The following is a 16505-nucleotide window of genomic DNA, read 5'->3' on the forward strand; positions in this document are numbered from 1 at the left end:
GGGTCGTAGTGGGGGTGGCCCGCTCGGGGAGCGGGACACGGTAGACCGGGCTGCGCGGCCCCTCCGAGCCGGCCAGCAGCGCCGTGCCGTCGGCGGTGTAGGTGATCGACTCGGCCTGTTCGAGCTCCGGCATCGGCACCTTGGCGATCGTCTCGCCCGAGGGCCGGTAGAGGGTCGCGGAGAAGTAGGTGCGAATGACGTACGACGAGCCGTCGGGGGCGTAGGCGGCGTCCGTGGCCATGATGGGGGCGCGGGCGACCTTGCGCAGGATGTTCGTCCGGCCGGTGCGGAGCTTCTTCGGCGCCGCGTAGACCGAGCCGGCGAACTCCTTGGACACCACGTAGAGCCGGCCGGTCCTGGGGTTGATCATGATCCCTTCGGCGTTGCGGGCACCGTCGGCGTAGCGGAAGCGGTAGCGGGTGGCGGGCAGGGCGGTGCTGCGCAGCGTCTGCGGCTCCATCACGCGATAGACGGAAATGTCGGGCCAGGCGCCGTCCAGGTTGTCGCCGATGTCGGCGAACCAGAGCACCCCCCGGCCCGTCTCCGGGTCCTTGGTCGCCGCCATCGCCTCCCAGTCTCGCGCCTGGGCGCCCCGCACCTGGAAGGCGGCCCGCGTACGGCCCTTGCCGTCGACGGCGTAGAAGGTGGGGCTGGCGGCGCTGTCGTTGTGCGTGTAGTAGACGCCGTCGTGCGTCGGCGACACGGCCAGGCCGCTGGACTCCGTGATCCCGGGATCGCGGAAGGTGAAGAGCTTCTCCGTGCCGTCGTCCGCCGCATGGACGGGAACGGCGGACAGACAGCAGGTCGCCGTGACGACCGCGAGCACCCTGATCACGACATCCCCCACGCCGCCATCATGCCCCACCCACCGGCCACCCGGTCCGCGCGACAGGCGCCGGCGACCGCATCGGTCCGGACGCAGCGTTAAGGATTTCGCCACTGCCCGCCGAGGACATCGCCGCCGGCTGAGCCTAACCTGGCCAAATGATCATCACTGGCCGCCGATTTGCCACCGTATTTTCCGCAACCGTACTGGCCGGAGGCGGGGCGCTCATGACCGTGCCCGCCGGCGCCGCCACCTCGACCACGACCGCGGCCGTCATCTGCCCCTACGAGGTGAAGGCGAAGACGACTCCCAAGTGGCTGAGCGCCACCAGCGTCCGCTCCAACGGCACGTGGAAGGACGGGAACATCATCAGCGTCTACCAGGGCTCCGGCCAGAACGGCCGGCTGAAGACGACCTCCGGCTACTGGGCCACCGCGACCGACCTCACCAGCGCCGGACAGTGTCGCTCCTGAGCCTCAACCGGCCACCCTGGCGCTGTGGCGGTGGAAGCCGGTGCCCTGGAGCACCACCAGCAGCACGTTGGCCACTGCCATGGCCACCCACAACCCGGTGATACCCCAGGTCCTGGCCACGGGCACGGCGGCCAGGACCAGCAGCCCGTACCCGATGGCGAAGTAGCCCAGGCTGGCCCCCGAACGCTTGAGCGCGGTGAGCCCGGTCCCCTGCACGGCCTGCGCCGCGTCGGCCATCGACGCCAGCGCCATCAGCGGGAGCAGCGCGAGCACGCGCTCGCGTACCCCAGGGTCGTCGCTGAACAGCGTGACCAGCGACGACCCGAACCCGAGCAGCAGGGCCGCGCCGACGAGGGAGGCCGCGAGAGCGAGCAGGGCCGCCGTCCTGTTGGCCCGCCGCGCCCCCGCCGGATCGGCAGCGCGGGCGATCTCCGGCACCGACACCTGGCCGATGGAGAGCGAGGCCATCATCATGAGCGCGGTGAGCGTGGTCAGCACGGCGTGGGCGGCGGTGTCACGCGCGCCGGTGCCGCCCGCCGCGAGGGTGACCACCCCGAGCACGCCGAATTTGATCAGTACGGTGCCCGCCAGCGGGACGCTGACCCTCGCCAGCTTGGCGATCTCACCGAACCTGGGCCTGGCCTGCCCGATGGGACCGCCGAGCGCGCGGCGCAGCAGGAGGCTCGCCACGACCGCCGCCGCGCCGCCCCCGGCCACCCACGCGATGCCCACTCCGGTCAGCCCGAGCGATGGCACCAGCGCCACGGTGAGGACGCTCAGCAGCAGCCCGAAGGTCAAGGTCGGCCAGAGCACGCTGCGGTTGCGCCCGAGCGCCACCAGGATGGTGCTCGCGCCGCCGGTGGAGGCGAAGATCAGGAGATAGACCGCGACGAAGTACGGCAGCAGGCCCAGCTCGCGCACCACTGCGCCGGGCACCCCCGTGGCGCGCGCGAGCAGCGGCACGCAGAGCACCGCGAGCGCCCCCGCCGTGCCGGCGGCCATGCTGAGCCAGCGCGCGTCCCGCACGATCGGCACGGCCGCCGCGGGCTCGTCCCTGTGCTGGGCGACGAACGGCCCCAGCCCGCGCAGCGCACCCTGCACGGCTGCGGAGGCCGGGTTGAGCACGGCGGTCATGACCGCGAAGGCGGCGAGGGCGACGGTGTCGTGTTTGCCGAGCACCGAGGTGACCACCAGCGAGCCGATCATGCCCGTGACCATGGCCAGGAAGAGCGGAACGGCCGCCCGGAGCAGAGCGATCATGAGGAGAGACAGCGCGGCAGGAAATGCCCCATTTCTCTGTAGATCACGAATGGATCCTATGGCCTGGAGTTCACTCCAGGTACCTAGGGTTGAGAACATGGACTACGTCAATCTCGGACGCAGCGGCCTCCAGGTGAGCCCGCTCTGCCTCGGCACGATGAACTTCGGCCCGCTGACCACGGAGGACGACTCCTTCGCGATCATGGACCGAGCCCATGAGCTGGGGATCAACTTCTTCGACACCGCCAACGTGTACGGCTGGAAGCTCGGCGAGGGCATCACGGAGCAGATCGTCGGCCGATGGTTCGCCCAGGGCGGCGGGCGCCGGGAGAAGACGGTCATCGCGACCAAGCTGAACGGCAGGATGAGCGACTGGCCCAACGACCAGAAGTTGTCGGCGCTCAACATCCGCAAGGCCTGCGACGCCTCGCTGAAGCGGCTGCAGACCGACTACATCGACATCTACCAGGCCCACCACATCGACAGGGACACCCCGTTCGACGAGTTCTGGGAGGCCATGGAGATCCTGCGGCAGCAGGGCAAGATCGTATACGTGGGCTCCTCGAACTTCGCCGGCTGGCACATCGCCAAGGCCCAGGAGACCGCCGCCAGGCGCACCTTCAACGGGCTGATCAGCGAGCAGTCGCACTACAACCTGCTCACCCGCGCGGTCGAGCTGGAGGTGCTGCCCGCCTGCGAAGACTACGGCCTCGGCGTGATCCCGTGGAGCCCGCTGGCCGGCGGCCTGCTCGGCGGCGTGCTCCGCAAGATCGACAGGGGCCGGTCGGCCTCGGACAGCATGGTCAAGCAGCTCGAGAAGCACCGCGACAAGATCGAGCGGTACGAGAAGTTCTGTGACGAGCTGAACGAGGACCCGGCGTACGTGGCCCTCGCCTGGCTGCTCAAGCAGCGGGCGGTCACCGCGCCGATCATCGGCCCGCGCACGCTGGAGCAGCTCGAAGGCAGCATGCGCACCCTGGAGATCGAGCTGGACGAGGCCGCCCTGGCCCGGCTTGACGAGATCTTCCCCGGCCACCGCACCGCGCCGGAGGACTACGCCTGGTAGCGCTCAGGTGAGCAGGGCGCCGAGCACGACGGTCAGCAGCAGCAGGCCGAGCACGATGGGCAGCAACCAGGAGCGAGGACGATCCACGCCCTGGAGCCTAGCCCTGCTCGGAGGGTGCGAGCGCCCATTCGGCGAGTGACTCGTACCTCACCTGCGGTCCGGTGTGGCTGCGGACGAGACGGACGTGCTCCGCCCGCCACGGCGAGCTGCTGAATCCCGACAGCGACTCGATCAGCGGGCGAAGGTCCGTCTCCGACTTGGCCCTGGCCAGCGTCAGGTGCGGATGGAACCGTTTGCCGTCCGTCTGCGCGGCCCCCGCCCGGCGGGCGCCGGCCTTGACGGAGTCGGCGAGCCGGGTCATCGAGTCGCCCGCGACGCCCACCCACAAAACCTTGGCCCGGCGGGCGGACGAGAACGCGCCGAAACCGTCGAAGGCCAGGTCGAGCACGCTGTAGCGGCGCACGGCACGGGCCAGGCGCAACTCCAGCTCGGGCAGCGCCAGCTCGGGCACCTCACCGAAGAAGGCCAGCGTGATGTGCCAGGTGGCCCGGTCGGGCCAGCGCAGGCCCGGCACCTGCCCGACGTGCGGCGCGATCGCGCGGGACACCTCGTCCAGCGCCTCGTCGGGCGGCACCAGGGCCGCGAAGAGCCTCATGCCATCCGATTGTGCCCCGTGGCGGGGACCGGTCGCTCAGGCCGTGGCGAGCGCCGGCTTGCGCACCCGCGCGCTGATCAGCCGCGTCACGAGGACCGCCAGCCCGGTGCCTGCCAGGACGAGCACGCCCGACAACATCACGCCCGCACGCGGCCCGCCCAGCTCGGACAACCATCCGATCAGCGGCGCGCCGAGCGGCGCCCCGCCGGTGAAGACCAGCATGTAGATGCCCATGACCCGCCCCCGCATGTCGGGGGAGGTGGCGAGCTGGACGCTGGCGTTCGCGGCCGTGTTGATGGTGATCAGCGCGATGCCGGTGGGGATCAGCAGCAGCAGGTAGACGGGGTAGAACGGGGCCAGCGCCGTCGCGATCTGGAACAGGCCGAAGCCGATCGCCCCGGCGAAGAGCACCTTGCGCGACAACCGTGCCCTGCGCGCCGCCAGCAGCGCCCCTCCGAGCGCGCCCACCGCGAACATGCTGGAGGCCAGGCCGAACGAGGACGCGCCGGCCTCGAACACCTCGCGGGCCATGAGCGCGATCGACATCGAGAACGACTGCGAGAACATCGACACGAACCCGATGAGCAGCACCGGCATGAGCAGTTCTTCGCGCCGCACCACGTAGCGCAGCCCCTCGCGGAGCTGGCCCCTGGCCCTGGGCACGCGCTCGGAGATGTTCAGCTCCGCCTTGCGCATGAAGACCAGGCTGGAGATCACGGCGCCGAACGTCAGCGCGTTGATCAGGAAGATCGGGCCCGTCCCGCCCAGCACGTAGATCAGCAGACCGGCGAGCGCCGGGCCGACCACGCGGGCCAGGTTGAAGATGGAGCTGTTCAGGGCGATCGCGTTGGGCAGGTCGTTACGGCCGACCATCTCGACCACGAACGCCTGCCGCGTCGGCACCTCAACACAGGAGATCATGCCGAGCAGGAACGCCATCGCGTAAACGTGCCACACGTGGGCCGCGCCGGTCATCGTCAGCACGCCTATGGTCAGCGCGAGCGAGGCCATCAGCACCTGGGCGCCGATGAGGATGGGCCGCTTGGGGTAGCGGTCGGCCAGCACGCCGCCGAACATGCCGAACAGCAGCATGGGCAGGAACTGCAGCGCGGTCGCCGTGCCGAGCGCCGCCGCGCTGCCGTTGGTCAGGTCGAGCACCAGCCAGTCCTGGGCGGTGCGCTGCAGCCAGGTGCCGACGTTGGAGACCGCGCCCCCGGCCGCGAACATGCGGTAGTTACGAACCCTGAGCGACCGGAACATCCCGGTCCTGGGTTCTTCAGGCTCGTCTATATCCGGCTGAGTTTCTCCAGGATGGGTGCAGCCTGCCGGAGAATCACCCTCTCCTCGGGGGACAGCTCTTTCAGCCGCTGCGTCAGCCACGCCTCCTTGCGGCGTCGCTCCTCCTTCAGCAGCTTCTCGGCGGCCTCGGTCACGGTCACGGTCACCTGGCGCCGGTCGGTCGGGTGCGGATGGCGCGCGACCAGGCCGCGTTCCTCGAGCTTGGCGATCACGCGCGTCATCGAGGGCGGCTGCACCTTCTCGAGCTCGGCCAATTCGCCGGGGGTTATCCCGGAATGCCGTTCCGTCTGGCTGTCGCGCCCGCTTTGCTCCTCGTTGGCCGGTGGCGAGCTCCTGCGCTCGATGGCGGCGAGCGTCGCGAACTGGGTGGGCGTCAGCGAGTGTGCCGCTGCCTGTCGTCGTAGGCGCCTGGTCAGCCTTGCCAGAGAAACGCGCAAGGCCGAAGCCAGGCCTGCGTCGCTGCGCAGGTCCGTCTTGTGCTGGGGTTTGGTTAGCATGAGTCATTACCTTTGCTAACTATAGGCGAAGACAGAATATTTCCCTAACCGGTTCTCGCCCTCCTGGATACCAGGAAGCCGTCCCGCACGCGCGAGACGGCTCCCACCTGCTCAGATCCCGAGGAGCGCGCGGATCGGGCCGATCGCGAAGTAGAGCACGAAGAGGATCGTGACCGCCCACAGCAGCGGATGAATCTCCCTCGCCTTACCCCGCACCGCCTTGATCAGCACATAGCTGACGAAGCCGGCTCCGATGCCGTTCGAGACCGAGTAGGTGAAGGGCATGACCACGACGGTGAGGAACGCCGGGATCGCGATCTCGTAGTCGTTCCAGTCGATGTCGCGGATCGCGGTCATCATCAGGAAGCCCACCACGACCAGCGCCGGGGCCGCGGCCTCGTACGGCACGACCGTGACGAGCGGCGCGAAGAAGATCGCCACCAGGAACAGCAGGCCGGTGACCACGCTCGCCAGCCCCGTGCGCGCGCCCTCGCCGACGCCGGCGGCCGACTCGATGTAGGTGGTGTTGGAGGAGACGGAGCCCGCGCCGCCGGCCGCCGCGCCGATCGAGTCGACGAGCAGGATCTGCTTGGTACGCGGGAGCGTCCCGTCCTCCTGGATCAGGTTCGCCTGGCGGCCGACGCCGACCATGGTGCCCATGGTGTCGAAGAAGTCGGTGATGAGCAGGGTGAAGACGAACAGCACGGCCAGCAGTACCGAGATCCGGCTGAACGCCCCGAAGGGGTCGAACTCCGTGAACAGCACCAGCGGGTTGTGGAAGCCGAGAATCTGCTCGGGCATCGCGGGCACGTTCAGCTGCCAGCCGCCGGGGTTCTCGGCCGAGAACGCGCCCGACTTGGTGAGCAACTCCACGATGATCGCCAGCACGGTCGTGCCCACGATGCCGAGGAGGATGGCCCCCTTGACCTTCCGCGCCACCATCGCCGCCGTGGCCAGCAGCCCGACCACGAAGACGAAGATCGGCCACGAGGTGAGGTTGCCCCCGATGCCCATCTCCAGCGGCGGCCCGGCCGGCACCCGGCGCACGAACCCCGCGTCCACGAAACCGATCAGCGCGATGAACAGGCCGATGCCGACGCTGATGGCGGTTTTGAGCTGGGCGGGAATGGCATGGAACACCGCCACCCTGAGCCCGGTCAGCACCAATATGGCGATGATGACGCCTTCGAGGAAGACCAGGCCCATGGCCTCCTCCCAGGTCATCACGCTGGCCAGGTTGAACGCGACGAAGGCGTTCAGGCCGAGCCCGGCCGCCATAGCGAAGGGCACCCGGGCGATGACGCCCATGAGGATCGTCAGCACCCCCGCCACGAAGGCGGTCCCGGCCGCGACCAGCGCCACGTTCGGCGTCGTGCCGTCACCGATGACCTGCTTCTCCACGTCCGTGCCCGTGGCGATGATGATCGGGTTCAGCACCACGATGTAGGCCATGGTGAAGAACGTGGCCAGGCCACCCCGGACCTCACGGGAGACGGTGGAACCTCGTGCGGAGATTGCGAAGAAACGATCTATTTTGCTACGTGTGTCGCTCACGACGCGAACAGTGGCAGGCGGGGTGAGCTGCGGAAAGAGCCAGTAATGATTTCGAGACCCGATTGCAAGCTAGGGTGGACACGTGAAGCAGGAGTGGCATCCCGACCCTGAGCCGATCGAGACCAACGACACCGCCGCCGTGGCCGTCGGCACCGGCGTGTGGGCCGTCGCCCTGGCCGTCCTGCTGATCGTCGGTCCCGCCCCGGAGAACACGTGGTGGATCTGGACCTGCGCGACCGGGGTCGTCTTCGGCCTGTTCGGCATCTGGTTCGTCCGCAGGCCCGGCCGGGAGTGACCGGATCGGTCCGTACGAGCTGACATTCGTCATCTCCCGCCGTTCCCCGAAGTCACCCCTAAGTCGTGTTTCCGCCCACTACGTCGGCGCACCTCCGGTAAACCATGCTTATAGGCATGAAGAAGCCCATAGCGACATTCCTCCTGGGCGCGGCGGTTCTCACGGCCTGCGGCACCACCGGCGAGCCCGCCCCGGCCGCCGAGGACAAGACCACGGGCCAAGGCACGGTGGCCTGGACCCAGTGCACGGATCTGGTGGGCGCTGACGGCAAGCCGATCCCCCCGCCCGCCGGCACCGAGTGCGGCACGATCAAGGTCCCCCTCGACCACGCCGACCCCGGCGGCGAGAAGATCGACCTCGCCCTGATCCGGATGAAGGCCACCGGCGACCGGCTCGGCTCGCTCGTGTTCAACTTCGGCGGCCCCGGCGCGTCAGGAGTGGACACGCTGGCGCTGGCCGGCCGGGCCTTCGCCGGCCTGAACCAGCGCTACGACCTGGTCAGCTTCGACCCGCGCGGCGTCGAGCGCAGCGCCGGCGTCACGTGCGAGGGCCAGGTCGACAAGCTCCTGGCCGCCGGCGCGGAGGCCGACGGAGACCGGCTGGCCAAGGAGTTCGCGCAGGCCTGCGAGAAGGACTCCGGCAAGATCCTGCCGCACGTCGGCACCGTCAACGCCGCCAAGGACCTCGACCTCATCAGAACCGCGGTCGGCGACAAGCAGCTCAACTACCTCGGCTTCTCGTACGGCACCCACCTCGGCGCCGTCTACGCCACCCACTTCCCCAAGAACGTCGGCCGCTTCGTCCTCGACGGCGCCTTCGACCCGACGGTGACCTTCGAGGAACGGGCCGTCATCCAGGCCACCGGCTTCGACCAGGCCTTCGACGCGTTCGCCAAGGACTGCGTGGCACAGAGCTGCGAGCTCGGCGCCAACCCCGCGACCGTCGAGAAGACCGTCGAAACCCTGCTCGACGAGCTCAAGACCGAGCCGCTCAAAATCGGTGACCGCGAGCTCACCTACAGCCTGGCCCAGCTCGCCGTCATCACCCCGCTGTACGCCAAGGCGACCTGGCCGATGCTGGAACAGGCCGCCGCCGCGGCGCTCAAGGGAAACGGCACGGCGCTGCTCGCCCTGGCCGACTCCTACACCGGCCGCAGGGCCGACGGGACGTACTCGACGGTCATGACGAGCCTGCAGGCCATCAACTGCGCCGACACCGCGGACCGGCCCACGGCCGCCGACACCGCCAGGATCAACGACAAGGTCAGGAAGATCTTCCCCATCCTGTCGGTCGAGGGCTCGAGCGAGGCGTGCGCGCACTGGCCGGTGCCCGGGAACGACGAGGCCAAGCGCATCGACGCGACGGGGTCCGCGCCCATCGTCGTGGTCGGCGGCAAGGGCGACCCGGCCACTCCGTACCGGTGGGCCCCTGCCCTCACCGAGCAGCTCAAGACCGGTGTCCTGGTCACCTACGAGGGCGAAGGCCATGGCGCCTACCTGAGCGGCAACGGGTGCGTCATGAAGACGGTGGACGCGTATCTGCTGGAGGGCAAGGTGCCCGGCGACGGCACCACCTGCGCCGCCTGACCGTCTCCGTGCCCGCCGCTCCCCCCGCGCGCCACCGTCGAGGGCCCGCCATGCCCCGGGGGACGCGGCGCGGCCGGAAGCACGCCCCGGTCGAAGGGAGACGTGACGGCCCGCGCCCGGTCGGACACATGACAGGCGGGCGGGTCAGGAGAGGTCGGCCTCGGCGAGCAGGAGAGGAACCGCCTGAGGATCACGCAGCAGAGCGGCGACCGCGAGCCGATCGTTCCACTGCCCCGTGGCCCACGCCAGTCCTCTGGCCAGCCCGTCGCCCCCCGTGCAGTGCACCGCCCCCTCGAAGAACCGCCACGAGCACTCGACCCCGTCGACGAGCAGTTTCTCGTGCTGGACGTACGTGTCCGGCGCCGTGGGCAGCAGGGAGCGCACCTCGCGCGGCACCTGAAGGACCTCCCCCTGGGACGTGACCTCGCCGGAGGTGAGCTCTCCCGCCAGCGGCAGGTCGAGCAGCTCCGACAGCGCCTCGGCCAGGTCGTAGGGGGCCAGCACCAGCGGCCGGTCGGTGACGAGCTGCAGCAGGTCGGGGGCTTCGACCACCACGACGTCGTCGGCCGGGGCCACCACGATGGAGCCCTTCTGCACCGCGCGCACACGGGAGGGCGGCGCGACCCTGGAGGGGTCGACGGCGGCCAGAGCGACCCACAGGGCGCGCAGCTGCGCCCGGTCGACCTCGATCGACTCGTCGGCCATGAGGTCGAGCAGCTCCTCGGGACCGCCGTGGGAGTCGAGCAGCGCGGGCAGCGTGGTGCGTACGCCGATCATGGACAGGGCGCCCTCGTCGAGGCCCGCGGGAGCGTCGGCGTAGAGGCCCTGCAGCAGGGGGTCGGCGCCGGGGAGCCGCAGCTCCAGCGGCTTGCGCCCGCCGAGCACGGGATGGCGGGCCAGCCACCACGCCGTGTAGGAGGGCACCTCCACGCCCTCGACGCGCAGCGGGTGGAGGGCGGCGCGCAGCGGCGGCCTGGTCAGCAGCTCGAGCGCAGCCGGCCAGTCGGCCACGAGCTCCAGGTCGCGCACCGCCACGAACTCGGGCACCAGCGGCGGCACGTCGAGCTCGGGCAGCAGGTCGAGCACGTGGTCGAGCCAGTCGTCCTCGCCGTCGAGGTCGTGGTCGCACTCGTCCTGGTCGAGCAGCACGTCGGACTCGTGCACGAGCGCGAACCCGTCGAGCACCCCGGCGGCCGCGAGCACGCGCGAGCCGTAGGTCTCCGTCAGCTCTGATGCGGCCACGCCGAGGTGGGTGCCGGGCTCGATCAGCCCGGCCAGCGCCCCGTCGGCCAGCATGAGCTCGCCCGCCGGATAGAGCTCGCCGTCGGTGCCGCGCAGGGCCAGCTCGGCCAGCCACGGCGCCTCGCCGGGCGCCAGCCCGGACGCCTCCACCAGGGACAACACGGCCCGTGCCACCGGCTCGGGGTCGGAGCTGTCGAGCGACTGCGCGACGGCGGCCTTGGTCAGCGGGTCGTCGAGAATCGTGCGGGGGGTGGCCTCGGCGGAGCCGAGCCGCAGCAGCGCGGGATGGGCGGCGTCCGGGTGCACGATGCGCAGCCCGAGCGGCGTCAGGTCGAGGTCGGCGCCGCCGTCGGTCAGGATGAGCGTGCCGCGCGGCCCCCGCACGAGCCGGCCGTCGGTGAGCGGCACCGGCAGCGCCCCCAGCGCCTCGGGGTCGTCGACGGGCAGCACGTCGTAGAGCGAGCGCCACCACGCCGGCTCGCGCGCCTCCACGGCCTCACCCGACAACAGGTCGACGACGTCGGCCAGCTCGACCCTGCGCACGCCCAGCGACGTCATGGCCGGATGCCTGGCGGGCCATCCCGCGGGCAGCAGCCCGGGGACGAAGCCGGCGACCGTCTCGAGCAGCTCGGCGGAGGCGCCCGCCACGACGGCGGCCTCGCGGCCCGCGACCACCCATCCGTCGTCGCCCGGCTCGGCCGCCGGGTGCTCGACCCGCCACTCGGCGTCGGGCTCGTAGACCTCGGCCTCGGCGAACGAGGGTGTCTGGACGGCCGGCGCGGGAGCCGACAGCGCGGGCAGCAGCGGCGTCTCGGGCAGCCGGGCCAGCACGGCCCTGCGGATGCGGGCGTCGAGCTCGCCCTTGCCCATGAGGGACGGCACCAGGTCGAGCAGCCTGGACGTGCGCGGCAACTCCTGGAGCAGCCGGACGTAGGCGTCGGCCACCCGCTCGACCAGGAAGTCGGTGAGCGGGCCCCTGGCGACGTGGCGGCGGTCGGTGGCCATGGGGAAGGACGCGATCAGCAGCGCGGGCAGGTCGAGCGGCTCGTCGCTGGGCGTGGGCGCGTGCACGACGGCCGGCACCGTGCCGGGCGGCGAGCCCGGCTCGCCGGTGCCGGTCACCGGGACCGCCCAGCGCAGCGACCAGTAGGGGCGGGCGCGCTCTTCGGTGGGCCGGTCGGCGAAGAGCCTGCTCACCTCGTCGGGCGTGAACTCGCCCGACTCCGACACGACGTGCCAGCCGTCGGCGACGACCGTGCGGACCGACCCGTCGACGTCGATCTCGATGGACTCCAGCGCGGGCATGCCGAGCAGCAGCGCGGGGCTGGTCTCGGTGAGCATCCGCCGGACCGCGTCGACGGCGGACTGGTCGCGCAGCGGAAGGCGGACGAGCGTGTCGAAACCGTCGGGCACGTCGAGCGGCGGGGCGTCGAACGGCAGCCGCAACAACGGGACGTGCCCCGAGCGGTCGGCCAGCTCGGAAGCGAGCTCGGGGATCTCCGCCACCGCAGCGGACGTGCCGGCGCGCGACCAGCGCACGGAGCCGCGCCCACGCGAGCCGATGGCCGGCTCGTCGCAGACCGAGACCACCGCCGCGAACCCGACGCCGAAGCGCCCCGCCGCGCCGACGTCGTCGCGCTTGCCGGAGACGCGCAGCGTCGACAGGCCCTCGACGCCCGTGGCGTCGAGGGGCGCGCCGGTGTTGGCGGCCGTCAGCACACCGCCCTGGAGGGTCAGGCGCAGCACCCCTGGCACGCCCGCCTGCAACGCCGCGTCGGCGGCGTTCTGCGCCAGCTCGACGATCAGCCGGTCACGGTAGCCGCCGAGCGCGAAGTCCTCCTCCGCGTTGGCGTCTTCGCGGAACCGGGCAGGCGAGGCCGTCCAGGCGGAGAGCACGGCCGCTCGCATCCGGTCGGTGCCGTAGGTGTCGCTCATCTATCACGATCCTGGTGTGAAGGTAGGGGACACCGTAGGTTAGCGGCCTTCACCGACAGGTGAGGCGCGCATCCGCGCCCCACCTACCCTCACGACGCCGCGCATGCGCCCTCAGGAGTGGCCGAGCTCCTCGGAGGCGGACGCGTCGACCGAGCCCGTCTCCTCCTCCATCAGGTCGTAGCCCAGATCGTCGAGGATGGGGATGGCCTGTTCCACGGGCGCCGGCAGCACGGCGGCCTCCGAGTGCGCGCCGCAACCGTGGTCGGCGGCCACCACCTTCCCGTCGTCCGGCGCGTATTCGTTGGCGCAGACGCCGAACGACAGCCGGAGCTCACCCGCGAGCAACCAGTAGAAGCCGCAGGTGGAGCACTGCGCGGGAGCGGCGTGTGCGATCGGAGTGTGCGGCCCGTGCTCGCCCGCGTGCCAGCGTCTGGCAGCCCGGTCTCTGCCGATGGCCGAGAGCACACGGGCTCGGCCCAGGCCGTATTCGAAAACCATCTGGCGATCGGTGTCATCGTCGGTCTCGGTGAAACCCGGCGCCAGCCTGTCGTCGTCTTCCGCGGTCGGCAGCAGATCGCCCACGCCGAGGTCGCCCGGCCGCAGCCGCTCGCTCCACGGCAGCCACTCGGGCGCCAGCAGCGCCCCTGAGCCGGGGAGGAGGACTGCCTCGCTGACCGTGACCTTCTTCGCGCGCGAGGCACGCGTGACGGTGACGGCCCAGCGCCAGCCGCGATAGGCGCGGTCGAGGCAGGCGAAATAGTGGGTGACGATCCGGTCGCCCTCGCCTTCGTAGCCGAGGTGCTCGCCGGGCTCGCCCGGGCGCGCCAGCTCCTCGGCCGCGGCGCGCGCCAGATCGACCGCGGCGACACAGGCCTGGTCGGGAGCGGAGACGCGGGCCCTGGTGCGGCTCATCGGACCGCCTCCGCCGAAAGGTGCTGTTCGCTCACACTTCATTCTCACCCATGGCAGGACCTAAGAGTCCCACAACGGGGGATCCCGCTCCGAGATCGCCGACGAATCGGGTAAGACTGGTAGGCGTGCAGGGAGGCTGGGAGCGGGCGCGCGAGGTCTCGCGGCGGATGGCGCACGGCGTCGCCGACGCGGGTCGTGCCACTCTGCGCGCGAGCAAGGCCACGGCCAGCAGCACCGCGCGGGCGGGCAAGGTCACCGCGAAGGGCGCGCAGAAGGTCGGCCGGGCCACGCGCCGCCTCACCCACGCCGACGGCGCCGACCGCACCGGGCTCGGCCGCCTGATCGAGTTGTCGGCGGGCAACAGCGCGAGCGACGCGCTGGTCACGGTGGCGCTGGCGAGCACGGTGTTCTTCGGGGTGCCCGTCGGCGAGGCGCGCGGCTCCGTCGCCCTCTACCTCGTCATCACGATGGTGCCGTTCGCGCTGCTGGCGCCGTTCGTGGGGCCGATCCTCGACAGGTTCAGGTCGGGGCGGCGCTACGTGATAGCGGGCACGCTGTTCGGTCGGGGCCTGCTGTGCTTCGCGATGGCCGCCGCGGTGGGGCCCGGCGACCTGCCGACGTTGTTCATCGGGGCGCTGGGCGTGCTGGTGTTGTCGAAGGCGCACAACGTGTCCAGGGCGGCGATCATGCCGAGCGTGCTGCCCGCCGACATCACGCTGGTGTCGGCGAACGCGAGGGTGGCGCTGTTCACGCTGGTCACCGCGGGCGTGGCGGTGCCGGTCGGGGCCGGGCTGACCGCGTGGGTGGGAAGCGCGGCGGTGCTGCGCATCGCGATGGTGGCCTTCCTGCTGCTCGGGGTCGCCGCCGTACGCCTGCCGCGGCACATCGACTCGCCCGATCTGGAGGAGGAGGGCGCCGCACCACGCTGGCGCACGCTGCTCAAGGTGGGCCCCACGGTCGCCGAGGCCGTCTGGGCCAACGTGGCCGTCCGGGTCTTCTCCGGGTTCCTGCTGTTCTTCCTGCTGTTCCTGGTGCAGGACCGCGCGGCGCCGTGGCTGGCGGCGACGCAGTCGCAGGCGGCGGCCGACCCGTTCTTCGACATCCCCAAGACGATCGCGCTGCTCGCGGCCGCGGCCGGGCTGGGCGGCCTGGCGGGCGCCGCCGTCGCCAACTGGACCCGCAACCACGCGCCGCAGCTCATCGTGCTGGCCACGCTGGCCGTGACCAGCGTGACCACCATCCTGACCGCGATCTTCTTCGGCCTGTGGGCCGCGCTGGCGATCTCGCTGATCACGGCGTTCGCGCAGGAGCTGGGCAAGCTGGCGCTCGACGCGATCGTGCAGCGGGAGATCGGCGAGGAGGTGCGCTCGTCGACGTTCGGCGTGGTCGAGGCCGTGCTCCAGCTCGCCTGGGTGTTCGGCGGCCTGGCCGGGCTGGTGCTCTCGCTGTCGGAGAGCAGCACGGCCGGGCTCGTCACGCTGGCGGTCGCGCTGACCGCCGCGCTCGCGTGGCTGCTGGTCTCCAGGATCAGGCACGCGCGCGCCGCCGACGCCAAACTGCACCGGCGGCGCGCCGAGGCCGCCGCCGACCAGCCTCAGCAGCGCCAGGACACCCTCGACCCGACCAAGCCGCTGACCAACCCCAACGGCTGAACGCGTTACGCGTCGAGGTCGTCGGCGACCGCCCGCAGCACCTGCGCGATCTTCTTGGCGTGCGCCGCGTCGGGGTGCTTGCCCCGCTGGTAGGAGGTCGACACGTCGTCGAGCAACTTGATCAGGTCTTCGACGATGACCACCATCTCGTCCGGCTTCTTCCGCTTGCCCTTGGGCTTGGCCTTGGCCAGCGTCGGCGGCTGCTCGAGGATCCGGACCGAGAGCGCCTGCTGGCCCCGGCGGCCCTCTGCCACGCCGAACTCGACCTTCTGGCCTGGCTTGAGCGGGCCTGCGCCGGTGGGCAGCGCGGATGAATGCACGAAGACCTCACCGCCGTCGTCGCGGGTGAGGAAGCCGAATCCCTTGTCGGCGTCGTACCACTTGACCTTGCCACTCGGCACAGGAGGACCTCGTTCAAACAGTCGAAAACGAAGGATGGATGGATGTAGGTTATGCCCCGAAGAGCGCCAGGGCGACCGGGTAAATGGCGGTGAATTAGCCAAGTTCCGCTTGGGCGCGCCAGCCGGCGAACCAGGCGGCGAAATCGGTCAGGTCGGTCAACGCCACGTCGGCTCCGTGATCTCGCAGCTCTCCGGCCGTATAGGGGCCCGTCGCGACCGTCACGCTCACCGCGCCTCCCGCACGTGCCGCCTCGATGTCCCCGACATGGTCACCAACATAGGCCGCCGCGCCGAACCGCGCGAGCGCCGATCCTTTCTCCGCGCCGAACACCGAGCCGACCACCTCGTCCACGGGGAAGCCGAGCATCCTGACCGTGCCGATCGCGTCCCTGAGGTTCTTGCCGGTCACCACGATGACCCGCCCGCCGGCCGCGCGTACGGCCTCGATCGCGTCGTGCGCACCCGCCATCGCCGTGTGCACCGGAACCCCCAATTCCGGATATATCTGACGATAAAGATCGGCTGCCGCGGGCACCGCCTCGGGCGGCAGCCAGTTGGCCAGTTCCCTCTCCAGCGGAGGGCCCAGCCTCTTGACGATCGCCGCGCTGTCGAAGGGCACGCCCAGCCGGACGGCGAGCTCGTCGTAAACGGCCGCGATCCCCGCTCGCGTGTCCGCCAATGTCATGTCAAGGTCGAACCCCACTGAAGTCACCACATGAGCAGGATGCCAAACAATGCCCTACTCCCCGTAACGGGCCCTTGTTCTGGAACCCTAGTAATGGGAAGAAAGGAACTACTTATCGGAGAGGAGCGGCCGTGACCAACACCCCCAGACCGCCGCAGGCCGGAGAC

15 protein-coding genes are annotated in these 16505 nt (G+C 70.8%); 5 read left to right on the forward strand and 10 right to left on the reverse strand.

The genetic code is table 11. The annotated features are described in order from the left end of the window. On the reverse strand, positions 1-847 hold an 847-nt coding region (locus tag E1294_RS45055), incomplete at its 3' end, for a hypothetical protein (RefSeq protein WP_132517787.1). Positions 848-984: 137 nt separating this feature from the next. On the opposite strand from E1294_RS45055, the gene E1294_RS45060 reads away from it, so the two are divergent. Continuing rightward, positions 985-1299 carry a hypothetical protein gene (locus tag E1294_RS45060; protein WP_132517789.1) on the forward strand — a complete coding sequence of 105 codons (315 nt, stop codon included), beginning with the start codon at positions 985-987 and terminating at the stop codon, positions 1297-1299. Positions 1300-1302: 3 nt separating this feature from the next. Here the strand turns inward: E1294_RS45060 and E1294_RS45065 are convergent, their stop codons facing one another. Next, on the reverse strand, positions 1303-2559 hold the full coding sequence (locus tag E1294_RS45065; RefSeq protein ID WP_165977843.1) for an MATE family efflux transporter: 1257 nt from the start codon (positions 2557-2559) through the stop codon (positions 1303-1305). 97 nt (positions 2560-2656) lie between these two features. Here E1294_RS45065 and E1294_RS45070 point away from each other — a divergent pair, with 97 nt between their 5' ends. After that, complete coding sequence (locus E1294_RS45070) at positions 2657-3625, forward strand: aldo/keto reductase (RefSeq protein WP_132517793.1); 969 nt, start codon at positions 2657-2659, stop codon at positions 3623-3625. Between the two features lie 97 nt (positions 3626-3722). Here E1294_RS45070 and thpR read toward each other — a convergent pair whose 3' ends face one another. The 4 genes from thpR to E1294_RS45090 all read right to left on the reverse strand — a co-directional run bounded on the left by thpR (position 3723) and on the right by E1294_RS45090 (position 7630). Beyond that, the gene (gene thpR / locus E1294_RS45075) at positions 3723-4280 is read right to left on the reverse strand and encodes an RNA 2',3'-cyclic phosphodiesterase (protein ID WP_132517795.1); all 558 of its coding nucleotides are present in this window, start codon (positions 4278-4280) and stop codon (positions 3723-3725) included. A gap of 36 nt (positions 4281-4316) precedes the next feature. Further along, positions 4317-5540, reverse strand: coding sequence for an MFS transporter (locus tag E1294_RS45080; RefSeq protein WP_132517797.1), 1224 nt, complete (start codon positions 5538-5540; stop codon positions 4317-4319). A 26-nt stretch (positions 5541-5566) separates the two neighbouring features. Next, on the reverse strand, positions 5567-6076 hold the full coding sequence (locus tag E1294_RS45085; protein WP_132517799.1) for a MarR family winged helix-turn-helix transcriptional regulator: 510 nt from the start codon (positions 6074-6076) through the stop codon (positions 5567-5569). Between the two features lie 111 nt (positions 6077-6187). Continuing rightward, positions 6188-7630: an NCS2 family permease gene (locus E1294_RS45090; protein ID WP_132517801.1), complete on the reverse strand. Its 1443-nt coding sequence runs from the start codon at positions 7628-7630 to the stop codon at positions 6188-6190. An 82-nt stretch (positions 7631-7712) separates the two neighbouring features. On the opposite strand from E1294_RS45090, the gene E1294_RS45095 reads away from it, so the two are divergent. Continuing rightward, entirely contained in the window at positions 7713-7925 is a 213-nt protein-coding gene (locus tag E1294_RS45095) for a DUF2530 domain-containing protein (RefSeq protein ID WP_132517803.1), read from the forward strand. A 116-nt stretch (positions 7926-8041) separates the two neighbouring features. Further along, positions 8042-9511, forward strand: coding sequence for an alpha/beta hydrolase (locus tag E1294_RS45100; protein WP_132517805.1), 1470 nt, complete (start codon positions 8042-8044; stop codon positions 9509-9511). A 144-nt stretch (positions 9512-9655) separates the two neighbouring features. On the opposite strand, the gene E1294_RS45105 is transcribed toward E1294_RS45100, so the two are convergent. Then, on the reverse strand, positions 9656-12688 hold the full coding sequence (locus E1294_RS45105) for a sacsin N-terminal ATP-binding-like domain-containing protein (RefSeq protein ID WP_132517807.1): 3033 nt from the start codon (positions 12686-12688) through the stop codon (positions 9656-9658). A 111-nt stretch (positions 12689-12799) separates the two neighbouring features. Then, entirely contained in the window at positions 12800-13600 is an 801-nt protein-coding gene (locus E1294_RS45110) for a DUF3027 domain-containing protein (protein WP_132517809.1), read from the reverse strand. Positions 13601-13725: 125 nt separating this feature from the next. Here E1294_RS45110 and E1294_RS45115 point away from each other — a divergent pair, with 125 nt between their 5' ends. After that, on the forward strand, positions 13726-15252 hold the full coding sequence (locus E1294_RS45115) for an MFS transporter (RefSeq protein WP_132517811.1): 1527 nt from the start codon (positions 13726-13728) through the stop codon (positions 15250-15252). 5 nt (positions 15253-15257) lie between these two features. Here the strand turns inward: E1294_RS45115 and E1294_RS45120 are convergent, their stop codons facing one another. Further along, positions 15258-15653, reverse strand: a complete 396-nt coding sequence (locus tag E1294_RS45120) for a cold-shock protein (RefSeq protein ID WP_132517813.1) — start codon at positions 15651-15653, stop codon at positions 15258-15260. 94 nt (positions 15654-15747) lie between these two features. Next, positions 15748-16368: an HAD family hydrolase gene (locus E1294_RS45125; RefSeq protein WP_220448304.1), complete on the reverse strand. Its 621-nt coding sequence runs from the start codon at positions 16366-16368 to the stop codon at positions 15748-15750. Positions 16369-16505: the final 137 nt, after the last annotated feature.

Origin of the sequence: Nonomuraea diastatica (genome assembly GCF_004349015.1) — a bacterium.
Taxonomy (GTDB): domain Bacteria; phylum Actinomycetota; class Actinomycetes; order Streptosporangiales; family Streptosporangiaceae; genus Nonomuraea; species Nonomuraea diastatica.

Excerpts from the sequence above, each read along its gene's own strand:
- E1294_RS45060 (WP_132517789.1), top strand. The coding sequence starts at position 985 with ATGATCATCACTGGCCGCCGATTTGCCACCGTATTTTCCGCAACCGTA.
- E1294_RS45100 (WP_132517805.1), top strand. The coding sequence starts at position 8,042 with ATGAAGAAGCCCATAGCGACATTCCTCCTGGGCGCGGCGGTTCTCACG.
- E1294_RS45110 (WP_132517809.1), bottom strand. The coding sequence starts at position 13,600 with ATGAGCCGCACCAGGGCCCGCGTCTCCGCTCCCGACCAGGCCTGTGTC.
- E1294_RS45080 (WP_132517797.1), bottom strand. The coding sequence starts at position 5,540 with ATGTTCCGGTCGCTCAGGGTTCGTAACTACCGCATGTTCGCGGCCGGG.
- E1294_RS45105 (WP_132517807.1), bottom strand. The coding sequence starts at position 12,688 with ATGAGCGACACCTACGGCACCGACCGGATGCGAGCGGCCGTGCTCTCC.
- thpR (WP_132517795.1), bottom strand. The coding sequence starts at position 4,280 with ATGAGGCTCTTCGCGGCCCTGGTGCCGCCCGACGAGGCGCTGGACGAG.
- E1294_RS45070 (WP_132517793.1), top strand. The coding sequence starts at position 2,657 with ATGGACTACGTCAATCTCGGACGCAGCGGCCTCCAGGTGAGCCCGCTC.
- E1294_RS45065 (WP_165977843.1), bottom strand. The coding sequence starts at position 2,559 with ATGATCGCTCTGCTCCGGGCGGCCGTTCCGCTCTTCCTGGCCATGGTC.
- E1294_RS45085 (WP_132517799.1), bottom strand. The coding sequence starts at position 6,076 with ATGCTAACCAAACCCCAGCACAAGACGGACCTGCGCAGCGACGCAGGC.